This is a genomic window from Streptomyces sp. NPDC053474 (assembly GCF_044544845.1).
Classification (GTDB): domain Bacteria; phylum Actinomycetota; class Actinomycetes; order Streptomycetales; family Streptomycetaceae; genus Streptomyces.
The window spans coordinates 350,582-367,239 of the sequence record NZ_JBITXV010000007.1 but is presented as its reverse complement, the minus strand read 5'-3'; the positions used below and the strand labels follow the sequence as shown (position 1 = coordinate 367,239).

General features: G+C 73.3%; 16 protein-coding genes. 4 read left to right on the top strand and 12 right to left on the bottom strand.

Going from position 1 to position 16,658, the window contains the following annotated elements:
* Positions 1-9: 9 nt before the first annotated feature.
* The 3 genes from ACIG3E_RS19285 to ACIG3E_RS19275 all read left to right on the top strand — a co-directional run bounded on the left by ACIG3E_RS19285 (position 10) and on the right by ACIG3E_RS19275 (position 1,719).
* Positions 10-423 (top strand): roadblock/LC7 domain-containing protein, encoded by a 414-nt coding sequence (locus ACIG3E_RS19285; protein ID WP_030676106.1) that lies wholly within the window; start codon positions 10-12, stop codon positions 421-423.
* A 62-nt stretch (positions 424-485) separates the two neighbouring features.
* Positions 486-1,154, top strand: a complete 669-nt coding sequence (locus ACIG3E_RS19280; RefSeq protein ID WP_399617506.1) for a DUF742 domain-containing protein — start codon at positions 486-488, stop codon at positions 1,152-1,154.
* Positions 1,135-1,719 carry an ATP/GTP-binding protein gene (locus ACIG3E_RS19275; RefSeq protein WP_030361923.1) on the top strand — a complete coding sequence of 195 codons (585 nt, stop codon included), beginning with the start codon at positions 1,135-1,137 and terminating at the stop codon, positions 1,717-1,719. Before ACIG3E_RS19280 ends, ACIG3E_RS19275 begins: the two co-directional genes overlap by 20 nt.
* A gap of 88 nt (positions 1,720-1,807) precedes the next feature.
* On the opposite strand, the gene ACIG3E_RS19270 is transcribed toward ACIG3E_RS19275, so the two are convergent.
* From ACIG3E_RS19270 to ACIG3E_RS19255, 4 genes are all read right to left on the bottom strand, one after another.
* Positions 1,808-2,005, bottom strand: a complete 198-nt coding sequence (locus ACIG3E_RS19270) for an acyl-CoA carboxylase subunit epsilon (protein ID WP_138962012.1) — start codon at positions 2,003-2,005, stop codon at positions 1,808-1,810.
* A gap of 44 nt (positions 2,006-2,049) precedes the next feature.
* Entirely contained in the window at positions 2,050-3,642 is a 1,593-nt protein-coding gene (locus ACIG3E_RS19265; RefSeq protein ID WP_138962011.1) for an acyl-CoA carboxylase subunit beta, read from the bottom strand.
* A 342-nt stretch (positions 3,643-3,984) separates the two neighbouring features.
* Positions 3,985-4,824 (bottom strand): DUF4097 family beta strand repeat-containing protein, encoded by an 840-nt coding sequence (locus ACIG3E_RS19260; protein WP_399617502.1) that lies wholly within the window; start codon positions 4,822-4,824, stop codon positions 3,985-3,987.
* An 85-nt stretch (positions 4,825-4,909) separates the two neighbouring features.
* Complete coding sequence (locus tag ACIG3E_RS19255; protein ID WP_172382179.1) at positions 4,910-5,437, bottom strand: toxin-antitoxin system HicB family antitoxin; 528 nt, start codon at positions 5,435-5,437, stop codon at positions 4,910-4,912.
* Positions 5,438-5,789: 352 nt separating this feature from the next.
* Between ACIG3E_RS19255 and ACIG3E_RS19250 the strand changes: the two genes are divergently transcribed.
* Positions 5,790-6,401, top strand: a complete 612-nt coding sequence (locus ACIG3E_RS19250) for a YceI family protein (protein WP_399617497.1) — start codon at positions 5,790-5,792, stop codon at positions 6,399-6,401.
* A gap of 97 nt (positions 6,402-6,498) precedes the next feature.
* Here the strand turns inward: ACIG3E_RS19250 and ACIG3E_RS19245 are convergent, their stop codons facing one another.
* From ACIG3E_RS19245 to ACIG3E_RS19210, 8 genes are all read right to left on the bottom strand, one after another.
* The gene (locus ACIG3E_RS19245; protein WP_399617494.1) at positions 6,499-7,824 is read right to left on the bottom strand and encodes a hypothetical protein; all 1,326 of its coding nucleotides are present in this window, start codon (positions 7,822-7,824) and stop codon (positions 6,499-6,501) included.
* 42 nt (positions 7,825-7,866) lie between these two features.
* Positions 7,867-9,474, bottom strand: coding sequence for a citramalate synthase (cimA, locus tag ACIG3E_RS19240; RefSeq protein ID WP_399617492.1), 1,608 nt, complete (start codon positions 9,472-9,474; stop codon positions 7,867-7,869).
* Between the two features lie 309 nt (positions 9,475-9,783).
* Positions 9,784-11,037, bottom strand: a complete 1,254-nt coding sequence (locus ACIG3E_RS19235; protein WP_399617490.1) for a TolB family protein — start codon at positions 11,035-11,037, stop codon at positions 9,784-9,786.
* Positions 11,038-11,220: 183 nt separating this feature from the next.
* A complete protein-coding gene (locus ACIG3E_RS19230) occupies positions 11,221-12,315 on the bottom strand; it encodes a hypothetical protein (protein WP_399617488.1) in 1,095 nt (364 codons plus the stop codon).
* 26 nt (positions 12,316-12,341) lie between these two features.
* Positions 12,342-13,421, bottom strand: a complete 1,080-nt coding sequence (locus ACIG3E_RS19225) for a TolB family protein (RefSeq protein WP_399617485.1) — start codon at positions 13,419-13,421, stop codon at positions 12,342-12,344.
* Between the two features lie 178 nt (positions 13,422-13,599).
* Complete coding sequence (locus ACIG3E_RS19220; RefSeq protein WP_399617482.1) at positions 13,600-14,853, bottom strand: TolB family protein; 1,254 nt, start codon at positions 14,851-14,853, stop codon at positions 13,600-13,602.
* A 114-nt stretch (positions 14,854-14,967) separates the two neighbouring features.
* Positions 14,968-15,525, bottom strand: coding sequence for a TetR/AcrR family transcriptional regulator (locus ACIG3E_RS19215; RefSeq protein ID WP_399617852.1), 558 nt, complete (start codon positions 15,523-15,525; stop codon positions 14,968-14,970).
* An 87-nt stretch (positions 15,526-15,612) separates the two neighbouring features.
* Positions 15,613-16,638 carry an agmatine/peptidylarginine deiminase gene (locus ACIG3E_RS19210; protein ID WP_399617479.1) on the bottom strand — a complete coding sequence of 342 codons (1,026 nt, stop codon included), beginning with the start codon at positions 16,636-16,638 and terminating at the stop codon, positions 15,613-15,615.
* Positions 16,639-16,658: the final 20 nt, after the last annotated feature.

Here is a 16,658-nt window from a genome sequence, read left to right as displayed (position 1 = left end):
GTGAGCCCGATGAGCCAGGCGGCGCAGAACCTGAACTGGTTGATCACCAACTTCGTGGAGAACACCCCCGGGGTGTCCCACACCGTGGTGGTCTCCGCCGACGGACTCCTTCTGGCGATGTCCGAGGGTTTCCCGCGCGACCGAGCCGATCAGCTCGCCGCGGTCGCGTCGGGTCTCACCTCCCTCACGGCCGGGGCCTCCCGGATCTTCGAGGGCGGCTCGGTGACCCAGACCGTTGTGGAGATGGAGCGAGGATTTCTCTTCATCATGTCCATCTCCGACGGGTCCTCCCTTGCCGTACTCGCCCACCCAGAAGCGGACATCGGCCTCATTGGGTACGAGATGGCACTTCTCGTCGACCGCGCCGGGACCGTCCTCACTCCGGACCTGCGCGCGGAGCTTCAGGGGAGCTTGCTCAACTAACAGACAGACGGTGCGTATTCGCGTCCCGGGGCCGTAAGGTTTCGGGACGCGGCTCCACAGCGATGGCGCCGGGCACAGTTTCGGAGGAGGAGTACGTGGCTGCAACACCCCCAGACGGTTCGTCTTCGGCCAACTGGCCTTCGGGCCGTGGCCAGGGCCAGGGTGACGGTTCGCAGAACCGGTACAACTTCCCCTCCGCGCCCAGCCACCGCCGCCAGGCGCCGTACCGGCAGCCCGGCCCGTACGACCAGCCCGCTCCGGGCGCGTACGAACAGCCGGGTCCTTACCACCAGCCCGCCCCGGGCGCGTACGACCAGCAGCGGCCGTACGCGCCGCGCGTCCAGCCCGCGCCGTCGCAGCGCCGCTCCCCGGAGCGGGCGCCCGTGGCCAGCAACCCGCTGGTGCGTCCATACGCCATGACCGGCGGCCGCACCAGGCCGCGGTACCAGCTCGCCATCGAGGCGCTGGTGCACACCACCGCACAACCGCATCAGTTGCAGGGCCAGTTGCCCGAGCATCAGCGCATCTGCAACCTGTGCCGCGAGATCAAGTCGGTCGCCGAGATCTCGGCACTGCTCTCCATCCCCCTCGGCGTAGCCCGGATCCTCGTCGCCGACCTGGCGGAGGCCGGTCTCGTCGCCATCCATCAGCCCGGCGGGGACGAGTCCGCCGGCGGTCAGCCAGACGTGACACTGCTCGAAAGGGTGCTCAGTGGACTTCGCAAGCTCTAGCGGAGGAGCAACAGCCCGCTCCACCACCAGCGCGAAAATCGTGGTGGCGGGCGGCTTCGGTGTGGGCAAGACCACATTCGTCGGGGCCGTCTCGGAGATCAACCCGCTGCGCACCGAAGCCGTGATGACGTCCGCGTCGGCAGGCATCGACGACCTGACGCACACCGGCGACAAGACGACCACGACGGTCGCCATGGACTTCGGCCGCATCACGCTCGACCAGGACCTGATCCTGTATCTCTTCGGCACCCCGGGCCAGGACCGCTTCTGGTTCATGTGGGACGACCTGGTGCGCGGCGCCATCGGAGCGGTCGTCCTGGTCGACACGAGGCGGCTCGCCGACTGCTTCCCCGCCGTCGACTACTTCGAGAACTCCGGGCTGCCCTTCGTCATCGCCCTCAACGGCTTCGACGGGCACCAGCCGTACACCCCGGACGAGGTCCGCGAGGCCCTGCAGATCGGCCCGGACACGCCCATCATCACGACGGACGCGCGCCACCGCGCCGACGCGAAGTCCGCGCTGATCACCCTGGTCGAGCACGCCCTGATGGCCCGCCTCCGCTAGGCCCCCGCACTGACGCCCGTGGGCCCCGTACTCGCTGGAGTACGGGGCCCACGGGCTTGTCGGTGGCCGGGAAGGCGAGCGGCGGGGCTCAGCCCTGCCAGCTGTGCGGGGCGCGGAAGCCCGGCGTGCGCTCCAGGCGGCGCCACCCGGCCTTGTCGCGGCCGAAGCCCACGGAGGGCACGGCGGCGGGCTGAGCGGCGGCACGGGCCAGCAGGATCGCCGTGAGGGCGGCGACCTCTTCGGGCTCGGCGTGGCCCTTCTCGACGCGGATGTCGGGAGTAGTCATGTGCGGCGTTCTCCTTGTGGGAAAGCGAAGGGGGCGGCGCGGCGCTACTGCGGCGGGTTGCCGTGCTTGCGCGAGGGCAGGTCGGCGTGCTTGTTGCGCAGCATCGCGAGCGAGTTGATCAGCACGGACCGGGTCTCGGCCGGGTCGATCACGTCGTCGACGAGCCCGCGCTCGGCGGCGTAGTACGGGTGCATCAGCTCGGCCTTGTACTCCTTGACCATGCGGGCGCGCATGGCCTCGGGGTCCTCGGCGGCGGCGATCTGGCGGCGGAAGATGACGTTGGCCGCGCCCTCGGCGCCCATGACCGCGATCTCGTTCGTCGGCCAGGCGTAGGTGAGGTCGGCGCCGATGGACTGGCTGTCCATCACGATGTACGCGCCGCCGTACGCCTTGCGCAGGATGAGGGAGATGCGGGGCACGGTCGCGTTGCAGTACGCGTACAGGAGCTTCGCGCCGTGGCGGATGATGCCGCCGTGCTCCTGGTCGACGCCGGGCAGGAAGCCGGGCACGTCGAGCAGGGTGACGATCGGGATGTTGAAGGCGTCGCACATCTGGACGAAGCGCGCGGCCTTTTCGGAGGCCTCGATGTCGAGGACGCCCGCGAGGGTCTGCGGCTGGTTGGCGACGATGCCGACGACCTGGCCGTCGAGGCGGGCCAGGGCGCAGATGATGTTGCGCGCCCAGCGCTCGTGGACCTCCAGGTAGTCGCCGTCGTCGACGAGCTCCTCGATGACCTTCGTCATGTCGTACGGCCGGTTCCCGTCGGCGGGGACGAGGTCGAGCAGCACGTCGGAGCGGCGGTCGGCCGGGTCGTCGCAGGCGGCGACGGGCGGGTTCTCGCGGTTGTTCTGCGGGAGCATCGCGATGAGGTAGCGCACCTCGGCGAGGCAGGTCTCCTCGTCGTCGTACGCGAAGTGGCAGACGCCGGAGGTCTCGGCGTGCACGTCGGCGCCGCCCAGGCCGTTCTGGGAGATCTCCTCGCCGGTCACCGCGCGGACCACGTCGGGCCCGGTGATGAACATCTGCGAGGTGTCGCGGACCATGAAGACGAAGTCGGTGAGGGCGGGGCTGTACGCCGCGCCGCCCGCGCACGGGCCGAGCATCACGCTGATCTGCGGGATGACGCCGGAGGCCTTGGTGTTGCGCTGGAAGATGCCGCCGTAGCCCGCGAGGGCGGAGACGCCCTCCTGGATGCGGGCGCCCGCGCCGTCGTTGAGGGAGACCAGCGGCGCGCCCGCCGCGATGGCCATGTCCATGATCTTGTGGATCTTCGTGGCGTGCGCCTCGCCGAGGGCGCCTCCGAAGATCCGGAAGTCGTGGGCGTACACGAAGACCGTGCGGCCCTCGACGGTGCCCCAGCCGGTGATGACGCCGTCGGTGTAGGGCTTCTTCGCCTCCAGGCCGAAGCCGGTCGCCCGGTGCCGGCGCAGCTGCTCGACCTCCTGGAACGAACCCTCGTCGAGGAGAAGCGCGATCCGCTCGCGTGCCGTCAGCTTGCCCTTGGCGTGCTGGGCCTCGGTCGCCTTCTCGCTCGGTCCCGCCAGGGCCTGCGCGCGGATCCCGGCCAATTCGGCCACTCGGCCCCGCGCGTCGGTGGGCTCACCCGCTGAAGATCCAGCTTCGTCCAAAACGGTCATGCTCTCGACCTTACGAAGTACACGCGCGAAAACGGACCGTCGACTCTGAACAGTCTCGGGACCGTTTTCCTGGCACCCCCGGACAGAAGTTCTGTGCGGTGCGGGCGAAGCCACTGCTCAGGGCCCCATCCGGCTGTAGGGATTCCACAAGGTGCCCAATGAGACTCGGATCACATTCCGGCCCCGGAATGGGTGATTCCGGGCGGAGCCCTCACGTCCGGCGCGGGGTGGCGCGGGCGCCCGGAGCGGGGCGGAATTAGTGGGGGCCGACAATGCCCCACCGCGATTCCAGCCAGCGAGGGACGGGGCCGGACGGCCCGCTCCCGGGCCTTGCCGCGGGTCTCAGGCGCGGTGGATCACGATGTCGCCGAGGCCGGTGCGCGCGCGCACCTTCACCGTCTCCCCGGAGTCGCCCGGGCCCGCCGACGAGCCGAGCGACTGGCGCACGGAGCCGTACTTGGTCTGGACGTCGAGCCAGGCGGCGGTGCCCTCGCTGATGCCGATGTCGACCCGGCCGGTGCCGGTCTCCAGGACGGCGGTGCCGCGCGTCACCTCGCCGATCTCGATGGCGCCGGTCGCGGTCCTCGCGGTGACGTCGGCGCGGGCCCGGGTCACGACGATGGCCCCGTTGGCGGAGCGGACCCGCAGCTCGCCGGCGACCTCGCCGATCTCGGTCGACCCGTTGGAGTTCTTGACGACGGCCGCGCCGCCGATGGCGCCGAGCCGCACCTCGCCGGAGGCCGTGGTGACGTCGGCCGGGCCGTCCGTCCGGTCCACGTAGACCCGGCCGTGTCCGGTGTCGAGGCGCACCGAGGTCGCGCGGACGACCCGGATCTCGCCCATGGACGTCTTGACCTCGCACTCGCCGACGCGGCCCTCGACGGTGCAGTCGGCCATGGAGGTGGTGACGTGCACGTGCGAACCCTCGGGCAGCGCGACCTCCACGTCGACCGAGGAGCCCCGGCCGAAGAGCGAGCGCTCCTTGGGGCCCTTCACCAGGAGTCTGCCGGTGGCGTACTCCACCCGGGTCCGCTCGGCGGCGCGGACGTCGGCGGCGCGGGTCTCGCTGGTCGGGCGCACGTCGACGACGGTCTCGGCGCGGTCGCCCGCGATGATCCGCACCGTCCCGCTCTCGATGGTCACTGAGGCGTTGATGGGCTTGGCGGTGTCGAAGGTTGGCATGGCTGTCCTCGTCGTCGTGGTCCCGGTCCTGCTGATGGTGGAGTCCGCTGCCGCGGGGGCGCCGCGCCGCCCCGTCGGGCAGGCCCTAGCGGGCCCAGCCGGTGAAGCTGTTCCCCACGCCCTCGCCGCGGGCGAGGGGCTGCGGGCTCTCGCTGGGCCTGAGGGCCTCGGCGACGGTGCGGACCAGCCAGGCGTTGACCGACAGGCTCTCGGCGGCGGCGGCCTCCTCGGCCTGGGACTTGAGGTGCATCGGCAGCCGGAGGTTGATGCGGGCGGTGCCGCCCTCCTCGGCCTCGGGAACGGGCGCGGGGGCGGGCGCGGAGCGCGTCACGGGCGCCTCCATGACCGGCGCCTCGAACGCGTCGGCCAGGGGCGGCGGCGTCACCACGAAGTCCGGGTCGCCCCCGCGCAGGCGCACGTCGACCGAGCCGGGGGCGAGGTCTCGGGTAACCTCGTCCATGGCCGCGGACAGCACGTTCAGCAACGTGAGCCGGGTGGCCGACTCGAGCGGGGCGATCAGGCGCTCGGCGACCGCGCGAGCCTCCTCACCACCGGCCTCGGCGGCGACCGCGAGCTCCTGACGGAGTTGGTCGACATACGGCGTGAGATTCATGGCATCACTATGGCACCACAATGGCGCCATGGCAAGTTCCTAGCGCACCTCCACGCCCCGGATTCCCGGATTCTCAGCAGGTCGGGCCGCCCCCTTCGCCATCACTACCCCCTCGCGCCCCGGCGCAGCGCACACCTCGCCCACCCCGCCGGGCACCACACCCTTCCCCTCTCATGGCGCCACACATGGCACCACTCCCCCACACGCCCACACCTGGCGTAATCGAGCCACCACGGAACGATCACGGTTGAACATTGAACCGACCAGCGCTACAGTCGATGTTGTTGAACATTAAACCGCTCATGGTTGCGTCTCCCCCGTGGTCCGCAGCCCGCCCCCCAAGGAGCACGTCATGGGTCTCTTCGGCCGCAAGAACGACAACGCCACCCCCGCCGCCGCGCCCGCCTCCGTCAGCCCTGAACTCGCCGCGGTGACCGGCGACTACGAGCTGGACCCCGCGCACAGCAGCATCGGCTTCGTCGCCCGGCACGCGATGGTCACGAACGTCAAGGGTTCCTTCCTCGACTTCAGCGGCTCGCTGCACCTCGACGGCACCGATCCGGCCAAGTCGACGGCCGTCATCGACGTGACGATGGACAGCATCGACACCGGCAACGCGGACCGCGACGGCCACCTCAAGAGCGCGGACTTCTTCAAGACCGAGGAGTTCCCGAAGATGACCTTCCGCTCCACCAAGGCCGAGGCGCTCGGCGGCGACGACTACCGCGTCACCGGCGACCTGACCATCCTCGGCACCACCCGGCCGCTCACCATCGACCTGGAGTTCAACGGCGCGGCCACCGACCCGTTCGGCAACCAGCGCGTCGGCTTCGAGGGCAAGGCCGAGCTGCTGCGCTCGGAGTGGGGCCTGACGTGGAACGCGGCCCTGGAGACGGGCGGCGTGCTGGTCTCCGACAAGATCAAGCTCACCTTCGACATCTCGGCGATCAAGAGCGCCTCGTAAGGACCCGTTCGAGGCGGGCGGGCGGCCCGCGCCGCCCCCGCCGCCCTGGGACCCGCCGCCCGGGGATCCGCCGCCCTGGGACCCGCCGCCCGCCGTCCTAGAACCCGCCGCCGAAGTCGCCGCCCCCGCCGAAGTCCCCGCCGCCCCCGAAGTCGCCGCCGCCGAAGTCGCCCGCGTCGAAGTCCGCGCCCGTGACGTCGCCGCCGTCGGCCGCGGGGACGCCCGCCGACGCGGCGTACGCCGGGGACGACAGGGCCGAGCCGAGCAGGGTGCCGACGAGGAGGCCGGGGAGCAGGCCGCCGCCGAAGTAGCCGCCCGCCCAGGGGCCGTAGGCCGGGCCCGCCTCCCAGTAGGGGCGGCGGTCGCCGGTGTCGGTGGTGACCGTGCGGGTCATGGGCGCCTCGCCGTCGGCGAGGCGCACCGCGTCGGCCGCGCACACCGGCACCTCGCGGGGCGCGCCGCCCGCGGGGGTCCACTCGGCGTCCTTCACGGAGGGGCCGTGCCGGGGGTCGAAGAAGCACGGCGGCCGCCGCTCGGGCAGCGCGCGGCCCTCGCGGCGCGCGGCGAGCAGGGCGAGCGAGAAGCGGCCGTCCTCCAGGGCCTGAGTGACGGCCCGGACCTGCTCGGGCCGCTCGGCCGCGGCCATGAAGGACTTCGCCTTCTCGTACGCGTCCAGCGCCCGCTCGTAGTCGGCGCGCATGGCGTCGTCGGCACCGGCCTCCGCGGGGTGGAAGTCGAGCCGGTCCAGCTCCTCGCCGAAGGCGGTGATGTCCTCGTCGACGACGACACGCAGCTTCTCCAGGGCCGCGCGCTCCTCCTCGGCGCGCTTGCGGCGGCGGCTCCGGGCCACCGCGTAGGCGCCCGCGCCGCCCGCGACGACCACCGCGCCGACGCCGATCAGCGCCCCGACGGGCGCGCCGTCGTCGCCGGTGTCGCCCCAGGAGGCGGGCGCGCTGCCCGACGTCTCGGCGACGGCCCGGTCCACGAAGTCGTTGAGCTGCTGCTTCGCGGGCTCGCCCCGGACGAGCGTGGTCAGGTTCCGCACGGCGTTGGGCGACAGGGCCGCGCTGTCGGCCTTCGCGTCGAAGGCGTCGCCGAGGCGGATCGCGTACACGCCCGTGACTCCCGTCGCCGTCCGCAGGTTCCGGAACAGGTCCTGCTTCGGGAACGACTCCGGGAGCACGGCGACGAAGACCGGCTTGTCGGCCTTCTTGATCTTGTCGGCGAGGGCGTCGGCGTCGGCGCGGGAGAGCTGGGACGCCGCCGCCCCGTCGACGTACACCGGGTTCTCGCGCAAGGCGTCGGCCACCGTCGTGACGTCCGTGGCGGCCCGGGCCGGGGGCGCGAGCGTGGCGCCCAGGGCCAGGAGCAGTCCGGACAGGATGACGGTCAGCCGCGACGCCGCCTGCCTGGTGGGCCTCATACTTCACGCTAACCCAGGCCGGGCGCGAACGTGCCCCCGCGGCTACTCGGCGGGCTCGACCCCGGCCCTGAGCAGGCCATAGGTGACCGCGTCCTCCAGCGCCTGCCAGGACGCGGCGATCACGTTGTCCGCGACGCCGACGGTCGACCACTCGCCGTCGCCGTCCGTGGTGGAGACGAGCACGCGGGTGGTGGAGGACGTGCCGTGCTTGCCCTCCAGGATGCGGACCTTGTAGTCCACCAGCTCCAGCTTGGCCAGCTCCGGGTACATCCGCTCCAGGCCGACGCGCAGGGCCCGGTCGAGGGCGTTGACGGGGCCGTTGCCCTCCGCCGTCGCCACGATGCGCTCGCCCTTGGCCCACACCTTCACGGTGGCCTCGTTGGCGTGCGAGCCGTCGGGCCGGTCCTCGACGATCGCGCGCCAGGACTCGGTGCGGAAGTAGCGCCGGGCGCGCCCCTCGGCCTCGGCCCGCAGGAGCAGCTCGAAGGAGGCGTCGGCCGCCTCGTACGTGTAGCCCTTGAGCTCGCGCTCCTTGACGCGCTCCACGACGCGGCCGACCAGTTCGCGGTCGCCGCCGAGGTCGACGCCCAGCTCCTTGCCCTTGAGCTCGATGGAGGCGCGGCCCGCCATGTCGGAGACCAGCATGCGGATGCGGTTGCCGACGAGCTCGGGGTCGATGTGCTGGTAGAGGTCCGGGTCGACCTTGATCGCGGAGGCGTGCAGGCCCGCCTTGTGCGCGAAGGCCGAGACGCCGACGTAGGGCTGGTGGGTGGCCGGGGTGAGGTTGACGACCTCGGCGATGGCGTGCGAGACCCGGGTCATCTCGCGCAACGCGCCCTCGGGCAGGACCCGTTTGCCGTACTTCAGCTCCAGGGCGGCGACGACCGGGAAGAGGTTGGCGTTGCCCACGCGCTCGCCGTAGCCGTTGGCGGTGCACTGGACGTGGGTGGCGCCCGCGTCGACGGCGGCGAGGGTGTTGGCGACCGCGCAGCCGGTGTCGTCCTGGGCGTGGATGCCGAGCCGGGCGCCGGTGTCGGCCAGGACGGTGGCGACGACGGCCTGCACCTGGGCGGGAAGCATGCCGCCGTTGGTGTCGCACAGGACCACGACGTCCGCGCCCGCCTCGTGCGCGGCCCGCACGACGGCCTTCGCGTACTCGGGGTTGGCGCGGTAGCCGTCGAAGAAGTGCTCGCAGTCGACGAAGACGCGGCGGCCCTGCTCGCGCAGGTGGGAGACGGTGTCGCGGACCATCTCCACGTTCTCGTCGAGCGTGGTGCGCAGGGCGAGTTCGACGTGCCGGTCGTGCGCCTTGGCGACCAGCGTGATCACCGGGGCGCCGGACTCCAGGAGCGCCTTGACCTGGGGGTCATCGGCGGCTCTGGCGCCCGCGCGCCGGGTGGCGCCGAACGCGACGAGCTGCGCGTTCTTGAAGGTGATCTCTTCCTTGGCGCGGGCGAAGAACTCGGTGTCGCGCGGGTTGGCGCCGGGCCAGCCGCCCTCGATGAAGCCCACGCCGAAGTCGTCCAGATGCCGGGCGATGGTCAGCTTGTCCGCGACGGTCAGATTGATGCCCTCGCGCTGCGCGCCGTCGCGCAGCGTGGTGTCGAACACGTGGAACGAATCGTCGGGGCTGCTGGTTTCCGTCGTCATCTCTCTGGCTCCTGTGTCGGATCTCGGTCTACCGGATGACCGGCTCCACCACCCTCATGATCCCCCGCGCCCTGGTCCTCCGGCCGGGGTGGGCCGGAAAACGAAAAGACCCCTCGCGGGTGCGAGAGGTCTGCGCGCGGGTCGAGGACGGTGCCGCCCCGTACGGTCCGTACGGGCGCGGTCACTGCGGACCGGCGCGCCTGCTGCCCATAATCACGGCGGTAAGCATGGAGGCAGCCTGCCACACGCCGCGCCGCGTCGGAACGGTCGTCTCACCATGCGGGCGACCGTTCCCACGCGGCGCCGCCGTCAGCGCAGGTAGCGCACGAACGCGTCGTAGCCGTCGTTCGTGTCGCCGCGCAGCAGGCCCGCGTCCGCCGACAGGAAGGCGACGCGCCTGCCGTTCGCCGAGATCGCGCCCGGGGCCACCTTGGCGGACGCGGTGCCGCCCGTGGCGTCGGGGGTGACGAGGGCGGCCTTGCCGGTCTTCAGGTCCCGTACGTAGACGGGCCATTCGGTGCCGTACTGGCTGCCGGGCTCCTTCACCTCCGTCACGTAGGTGAGGCGGCGGCCGTCGGCGCTGATGGCGGGGGCGCGGGTGTAGGCCGCGCCGGGGCCGCCCTGGGTGCCGTGGACGCGCTGGTTCTTGCCGGTGGCGAGGTCGTGGACGAAGACGTTCCAGGCCTTGTCGTCGTCGTTCGGCACGAGGTGGGTGTCGCGGGACTCGAAGACGACCGTGCGGCCGTCGCCGCTGAGGGACGGCTCCAGGGACTCCTTCTCCGTCGTGGAGCCGTCGTGGGAGCGGTCGACCTGGGTCAGGCGTCCGGTGGCGCGGTCGCGCAGCCAGACGTCGCTCCAGTCGTCGCCCCGCGGGCCGTTGGTGTAGTTGTGCGCGTAGACGACCTTGCGGCCGTCGTCGCTGACCGTCGGGGTGTGCGCGGAGCGCGGCTCCCAGCCGGGGTTGGGGTGGCTGATCCGCTCGGTGGTCTTCTTCACCCGGTCGCGCAGGAACACGACCTGGCCGTCGGAGCCCTCGCGCTGCCGGGTGTCGAAGACGGCGTAGCGGGCGTCCGGGGTGAGGGCGACGGTGCCCGCGCCCTTGCCGTCGAAGCCGCTCGGCAGCTCCACGTCCAGGCGCTGGAACTTCTTCGTCCTGCGGTCGTAGAGGCGGACGTCGGACGCGCCGTAGTCGTCGGCCGGGGCGGTGATGACGGCGACGTAGCGGCCGTCGCCGCTGAGCGCGGGACTGCGGAGCTGGCGACCCGGGAGGGCGACGCGCTCCGTGCGTCCGGTGGCCAGGGTGCGGACGAACACGTCGGAGCGGCCATTGGTGTCCCCGGCCACCAGGTCGCTCGCCTCCGAGTCGAAGGCGACGACCTTGCCGTCGCGGCTGATCACCGCGGCCGCGGCGGGCGCGTTGCCCGCCGTGCCGCCGGGCGTGACGCTCACGCCGACCGTGCGGGGCGCGGCGGGCGCCGCGGCGGCCGCGGGCAGGGCGGTCGCCGTGACCGCCGCGACGACGGCCGCGGCGGCCAGGGCGGCGCGCTGGGTGCTGTGGCGCATGGTTCGGTTCCCCCGTGTGGTGAGTGGTGCGGATCCGGCAGTCCTTAAGGGCACCGGTGTCGGTGTCCGTGTCGGTGAGGACTGCCGTACGGGCGCTGATGGTTGCCGACACGACTGTTCGCCCCGGGGGCGCGCGGGGGCACGTCCGACACGCCGTTCACGTCCCCCTCACCGGATCGGGCGTCAGCGGACGCGGCGCACGAACACGTCGGACGTGCCGTTGGTGTCGCCCGGCACCAGGTCGGAGGCCGTCGACGTGAAGACGGCGGCGCGGCCGCCGGAGGTCACGGTGACCGCACCGGCGCGGGTCTCGCCGGGGCCGAGCGCCGTGCGGCGGCCCGTGCGGACGTCGAGCAGGACGAGCCGCTCGCCGCCGGTGCCCTCCTGGGGGAGGACGGCGTACCGCGCGTCCCTGCTCGCGGACCGCGCGGGCGTGTCGGCGACCTGCCGGGCCGTGCCCCCGCGCACGTCGTACGCGTACGTCCTGCCTTCGGCGGCGAACAGGACGCGGCGGCCGTCCCCGCTGATCCGGACGAACTCCGCGTCGCTGTCCCCGAGTCCCCCGTCGGCCCGCGCGGTGGTGCCGGTGGCGCGGTCCTCGACGAAGACGTCGCCGCCCTCGGGCCCGGATCCCGTCTTCTGGTAGGCCACGAACCTGCCGTCCGCGCTGAGCGAGGCGGCACCGAAGCGGGTGGTGGTCGCGTCGCCCTCGATCCGCTCGGCGGTGCCGGTGGCCATGTCCCGTACGTACACGTACCGGTCGGTGACGAAGCGGTCGTCGCCACAGGTGTAGAGGACGTACCGGCCGTCGGGCGTGAGGTCCTGGATCCGGGCGGCCGACGCCACGGGGGTGCTCTCGCCCGTCGCCAGGTCGTCGACGCGGGCCGAGGGGCCCTTGGTGCCCTCGGTGTAGCCGACGTAGCGGCCGTCGCCACTGAGCACAGGCGGGCCCCAGTCGAATCCGCCGCCGTGCGCGATCCGGGTGAGCCTGCCGGTGTCCCGGTCCTTCACGGCGAGGCACACGTACGTCTGCTGCTCGCAGCCCGGGAACCCCGGAGGCACGGACGTCTTCGTGGAGAACGCCACGTACCGTCCGTCGTCGCTGATGGCCGCGTGCCGCGACGCCCGCTCCAGCTGCGCCCCGTCGCTCGCCGTGCTCACGCGCTCGGTGAGCGGCTTGCCCGGCCGCGCGTCGGCCGCCGCGGCGGGCAGCGTCGTCGCGCCGAGTGCGGCGGCGAGAACCGCCGCCGCCAGGCCGCGTGGGGTGCGTCCGCGCATGGTGCGTGCCCCTTACGTGGGTCGGGTCATCGGGTGTGGCGTACGAAGACGTCGGCCTCGCCATTGGTGTCGCCCGGGACGAGGTCGGGCGCCGCCGAACCGAACGCGACCGCGCGGCCCTTGGCGGCCACCGCGCCGTGGCCCGCCTGGGCGTCGGGCGGGCCGACGGCTGTGTCACGGCCGGTGCGCAGGTCGAGCAGGTGCAGGCCGTCGGCCCGGGAGAGCACGACGTGCCGGGCGCCCGCGGTGGCCGCCCTGGCGCGGCCCTCGGCGACGCGCGCGGTCGTGCCGGTGCGCGCGTCGTGGACGTAGAGGCCGCCTCGGGCGTTGAAGAGGACCCGGTGGCCGTCGGCGCTGATGCGGACCAGTTCGGCCGTGCCGAGGCCGGTGTCGAGCTGGACGCGCCCGCCCGCGCCGCGCGCCTTGAGGAACACGTCCGCCGTGTCCTCGGGGCCCTCGCTGTAGCCGCCGGTCTGGTAGGCGACGCGGGTGCCGTCGCCGTTCACGGACGCCGCGCCCTTCCAGCCCTCCTCCGGGGGCGAGATCAGCTCGTCGGTGCCGGTGGCGGTGGAGCGGACGTAGAGGAGCCGGGAGCCCTGGGTGCCGTGGCGGTTGCCGATGGTGTACGCGACGTGCGTGCCGTCGGGGCTCAGGGACTGCACCGCGCCCAGCTCGTTGGAGCCGGGCGGGTTCTCGGGCCACAGGCGCCGCGTGGTGCCGGTGGCGGTGTCGTGGAGGTAGGGCGTCGCGAAGCGCGCGCCCGCCGTGAAGGCGACGCGGGTGCCGTCCGCGCTGAGCAGGGGCGAGCTGTAGAGGTGGCCACCGCCGAGGTCGATGCCGGTCAGGGCGCCGGTGGCCAGGTCCTTGACCTTCAGGCAGGGCAGGTACCGCGCGCAGCCGAGGCCCGGCGCCCGGGTCACGAACGCGACGCGGCGGCCGTCGCCGCTGAGCGCGGCGTCGCCGGAGGGCCCGTCGAGCTGGCCGCCGTCGGCCGCGGTGCTGACGCGTTCGGTCCGCGGTGCCCGCGGGGCGGCGTCAGCGGGGGTCGCGCCGAGCACGGCGACGAGGGCCGCGCTCAGCAGGGCTGTCGTGGGGCGGTGTCTCACCGGTTCTCCTGAGCGGTCGTGTGGCAGCGCCCCGAAGGGGCGCGGGGCTGTTCCGATATGCGGCTCCGCCGCGAAGGGGGTCCCCCCTGTTCGAGCGAAGCCGAGAACTTGGGGGAGCGACCAGCCACGACGGTCCGCAGGCGATCGACGGCCCATCGCGGCAACTCCAGCGAAGCGCTTAGCGCGGCGCGCGGACGAACACGTCCGGGACGCCGTTGGTGTCGCCCGGCACGAAGTCCTCGTCGTCGAAGCCGGTGAAGACGACGGTCCGCGCGCGGGCGTCCATGCGGGCGTCCACGGCGTTGGCGGGCCTGCCGTCCTTGTCCGGTGACACCAGGGCGTTGGCCCCCGTGTGCAGGTCGCGGACGAACTCGGCGTCGTCGGCGGTGCGGACCGGCCAGGTGTCGAGCAGCAGCTTCGAGCCGTGGGCGGAGACCGCGTCGACGGACAGCACGCCTTCGGGGCCGGGCAGGACCGCGTCGACGCGGGTGACCTCGCCGGTGCGCAGGTCACGGACGAACGGGTTGACGCTGTCGTTGGGGTCCGGGCCCGGGACGAGGTTGGCGGCGCTCGAGGTGAAGGCGAGCGTGGTGCCGTCCGCACTGAGCAGCGGGCCGGTGGCGGCCCCGTCCGCGGGGCTGCCGTCGTGGGTGGTGTCGGCCTGGGTCTCGCCGCCGGTGTCGCGGTCGTGGACGTAGACGTCGGACCAGTCGCCGCGCGGCGGGGTGCCGCGCACCGCCTGGTAGGCCACCCTGCGGCCGTCGGCGCTGATCGTCGGGGCGCGGAACCCACGGAAGCCCTCGTCCCCGTCGACGGGGAAGCTGACGCGCTCGGTGCGCTGGGCACGCAGGTCGCGCACGTAGACGGCCTGAGCCCCGGTGGTGGTGGAGTCGGTGTCGTCGACGGTGAAGGCGACGGTGCGGCCGTCGGCGGAGAGCGCGGGCGCGGAGCCGTTCTCGAACGGCATGGGCAGGTCGACGTCGGCGCGCTCGGTCGCGCCCGTACGCAGGTCACGGACCACCACGGCGGTCGTGTCGCCGTCCTGCGCGGTGTAGGCGAGGTAGCGGCCGTCCTTGCTGAGGGCCGGTGCGGCGAGCTCGCCGCCGGGGTCCGCGATCCGCTGGGTCCTGCCGTGGCGCAGGTCCCGTACGAACAGGTCCGCCCGGTCGTTGGTGTCGCCGCGCACGAGGTTGCTCGCCTGTGAGGTGAAGGCGGCGACGCGGCCGTCGGCGCTCACGACCGGGTTGCCGGAGGGGCCGTTCGCCGCGCCGCCGTCGAGGGCGGCGCTGATCAGCCGCGTGGTCCCGGCGGGACCCGCCGGTGCCCGCGGCGCCGGTGCGGCGACGGCCGCGGGCAGGGCCGCGGCCGCGAGCAGGAGGGCCAGGGCGCTCCCGGCCGCGCCGCGTCTCTTCTTCCGCTGGTCTGTGGCCATGCGTTCCCCCGGAAGGCAGGGGTCCCCGGCCCGGTGCCAGGGGCCCACCGGGGATGCAAGCGCACGCCGGGCGCGGGGGCAATCAGCCGTAACGCGTACAACCTGGACGGGGCGTCAAGCGTCCGCGACCGGCCCCGGGCCCACCGTCTGGTCGGTGAACTCCCGCGCGTGGTCGAGGACTTGGGGCCGGTCCGTGCCGCGCAGGCCGATCGCCAGATGGATGCTCAGACCGTCGAGGAGCGCCCGCAGGCGGGTCGCGACCCGGTCGGGGTCGACGGCGCGGAACTCGCCGCGCGAGACGCCCTCGGCGAGCAGCGCCACCAGGTCGCGGTGCCAGGCGCCCTCGATGGCGGCCTGCCGGTCGCGGCCGCCCGCGTCGGCGTTGAGCGAGCGGTTCCACACCTCAAGCCAGAGCGTCCAGTGCGGATCGCGGTGGCCCTCGGGGACGTACAGGTCGATGTACGCGTCCAGGCGCTCGCGGGCCGTGGTGTCCTGGGCGAGGAGCTGCCGCCGCCGGGCGCCGAGCCGTCCCTCGCTCCACTCCAAGGTGCGCAGCAGCAGTTCGTCCTTGGAGCCGAAGTAGTAGAGGAGGTGGCCGCTGCTCATGCCGACCTGGCGGCCGAGCGCGGCCATGGTGAGCTGCTCCAGGCCGCGCTCGGCGATCATCTCCATGGCCGCGGCGAGGACGTCCTCGCGCGGGGGCGCGTTCCTGCGCGCGCCGCGCGCGGGGCTCGCTCCGTCCACGTGGTGCTCCTGCCGCTAGATCCTTGGCTGCTGCTGGGTGACGCAGTGAATGCCGCCGCCTCCGGCAAAGATCGTACGGGCGTCGACGAGCGTGACCGTGCGGCGCGGGAAGAGGCGGCGGAAGAGGCCCGCGGCGAGCTCGTCGCGCGGGTCGTCGAAGCCGCACAGGACGACGCCGTCGTTGCACAGGTAGTGGTTGATATACGAGTAGTCGACCCAGCCCTCGTCGTCGGCGAGGACGGTGGGCGCGGGCACCTCGACGACCTCCAGGGCGCGGCCGCGCGCGTCGGTCCGTCCGCGCAGCAGGCCCGCGACCTCCTTGCTGACCTCGAAGTCGGGGTGCGCCGGGTCCCGCTGGCTGTGCACGAGGACCACGCCGGGCGCGGCGAAGGCGGCCACGATGTCGACGTGGCCGAGGGTGCCGAAGCCGTGGCCGGGGTAGTCGGCGGTGAGGCCGCGCGGCAGCCAGAGGGCCTTGGTGGTGCCGAGGCGGGCGTGGACCTCGGCCTCGACCTGCTCCCTGGTCCAGCCGGGGTTGCGCTCGGGGCCGAGCTGCACGGTCTCGGTGAGCAGGACGGTGCCCTCGCCGTCGACGTGGATGCCGCCGCCCTCGTTGACGAGCGGGGAGGCGTGCACCGGGGCGCCCACGAGGTCCGCGACGTGCCGGGCGATCTTCGCGTCGTGCTCCCAGGCGGCCCACTCCTGGGCGCCCCAGCCGTTGAACACCCAGTCGACGGCGGCGAGGCCCCCGGTGGCGGTGTCGCGCACGAAGGTGGGGCCGATGTCCCGCATCCAGGCGTCGTCAAGCTCCCGCTCGACGAGGTCCACGTCCGGGCCGAGGAGCGCGCGGGCGGACGCGCTCTGGCCGGGGCCGCACACCAGAGTGACGGGCTCGAAGCGGCGTACGGCACGGGCGACGGCGGCCCAGGCCCGGCGCGCCGCGTCCAGGTCCGCCGGGTCCTGGAAGGTGGTGTTGGGCCCGGGCCAGGCCATCCAGGTGCGGTCGTGCGGGGCCCACTCCGGGGGCATGTACAGCGTCATGGCGGGTCCTTGGCGGTGGG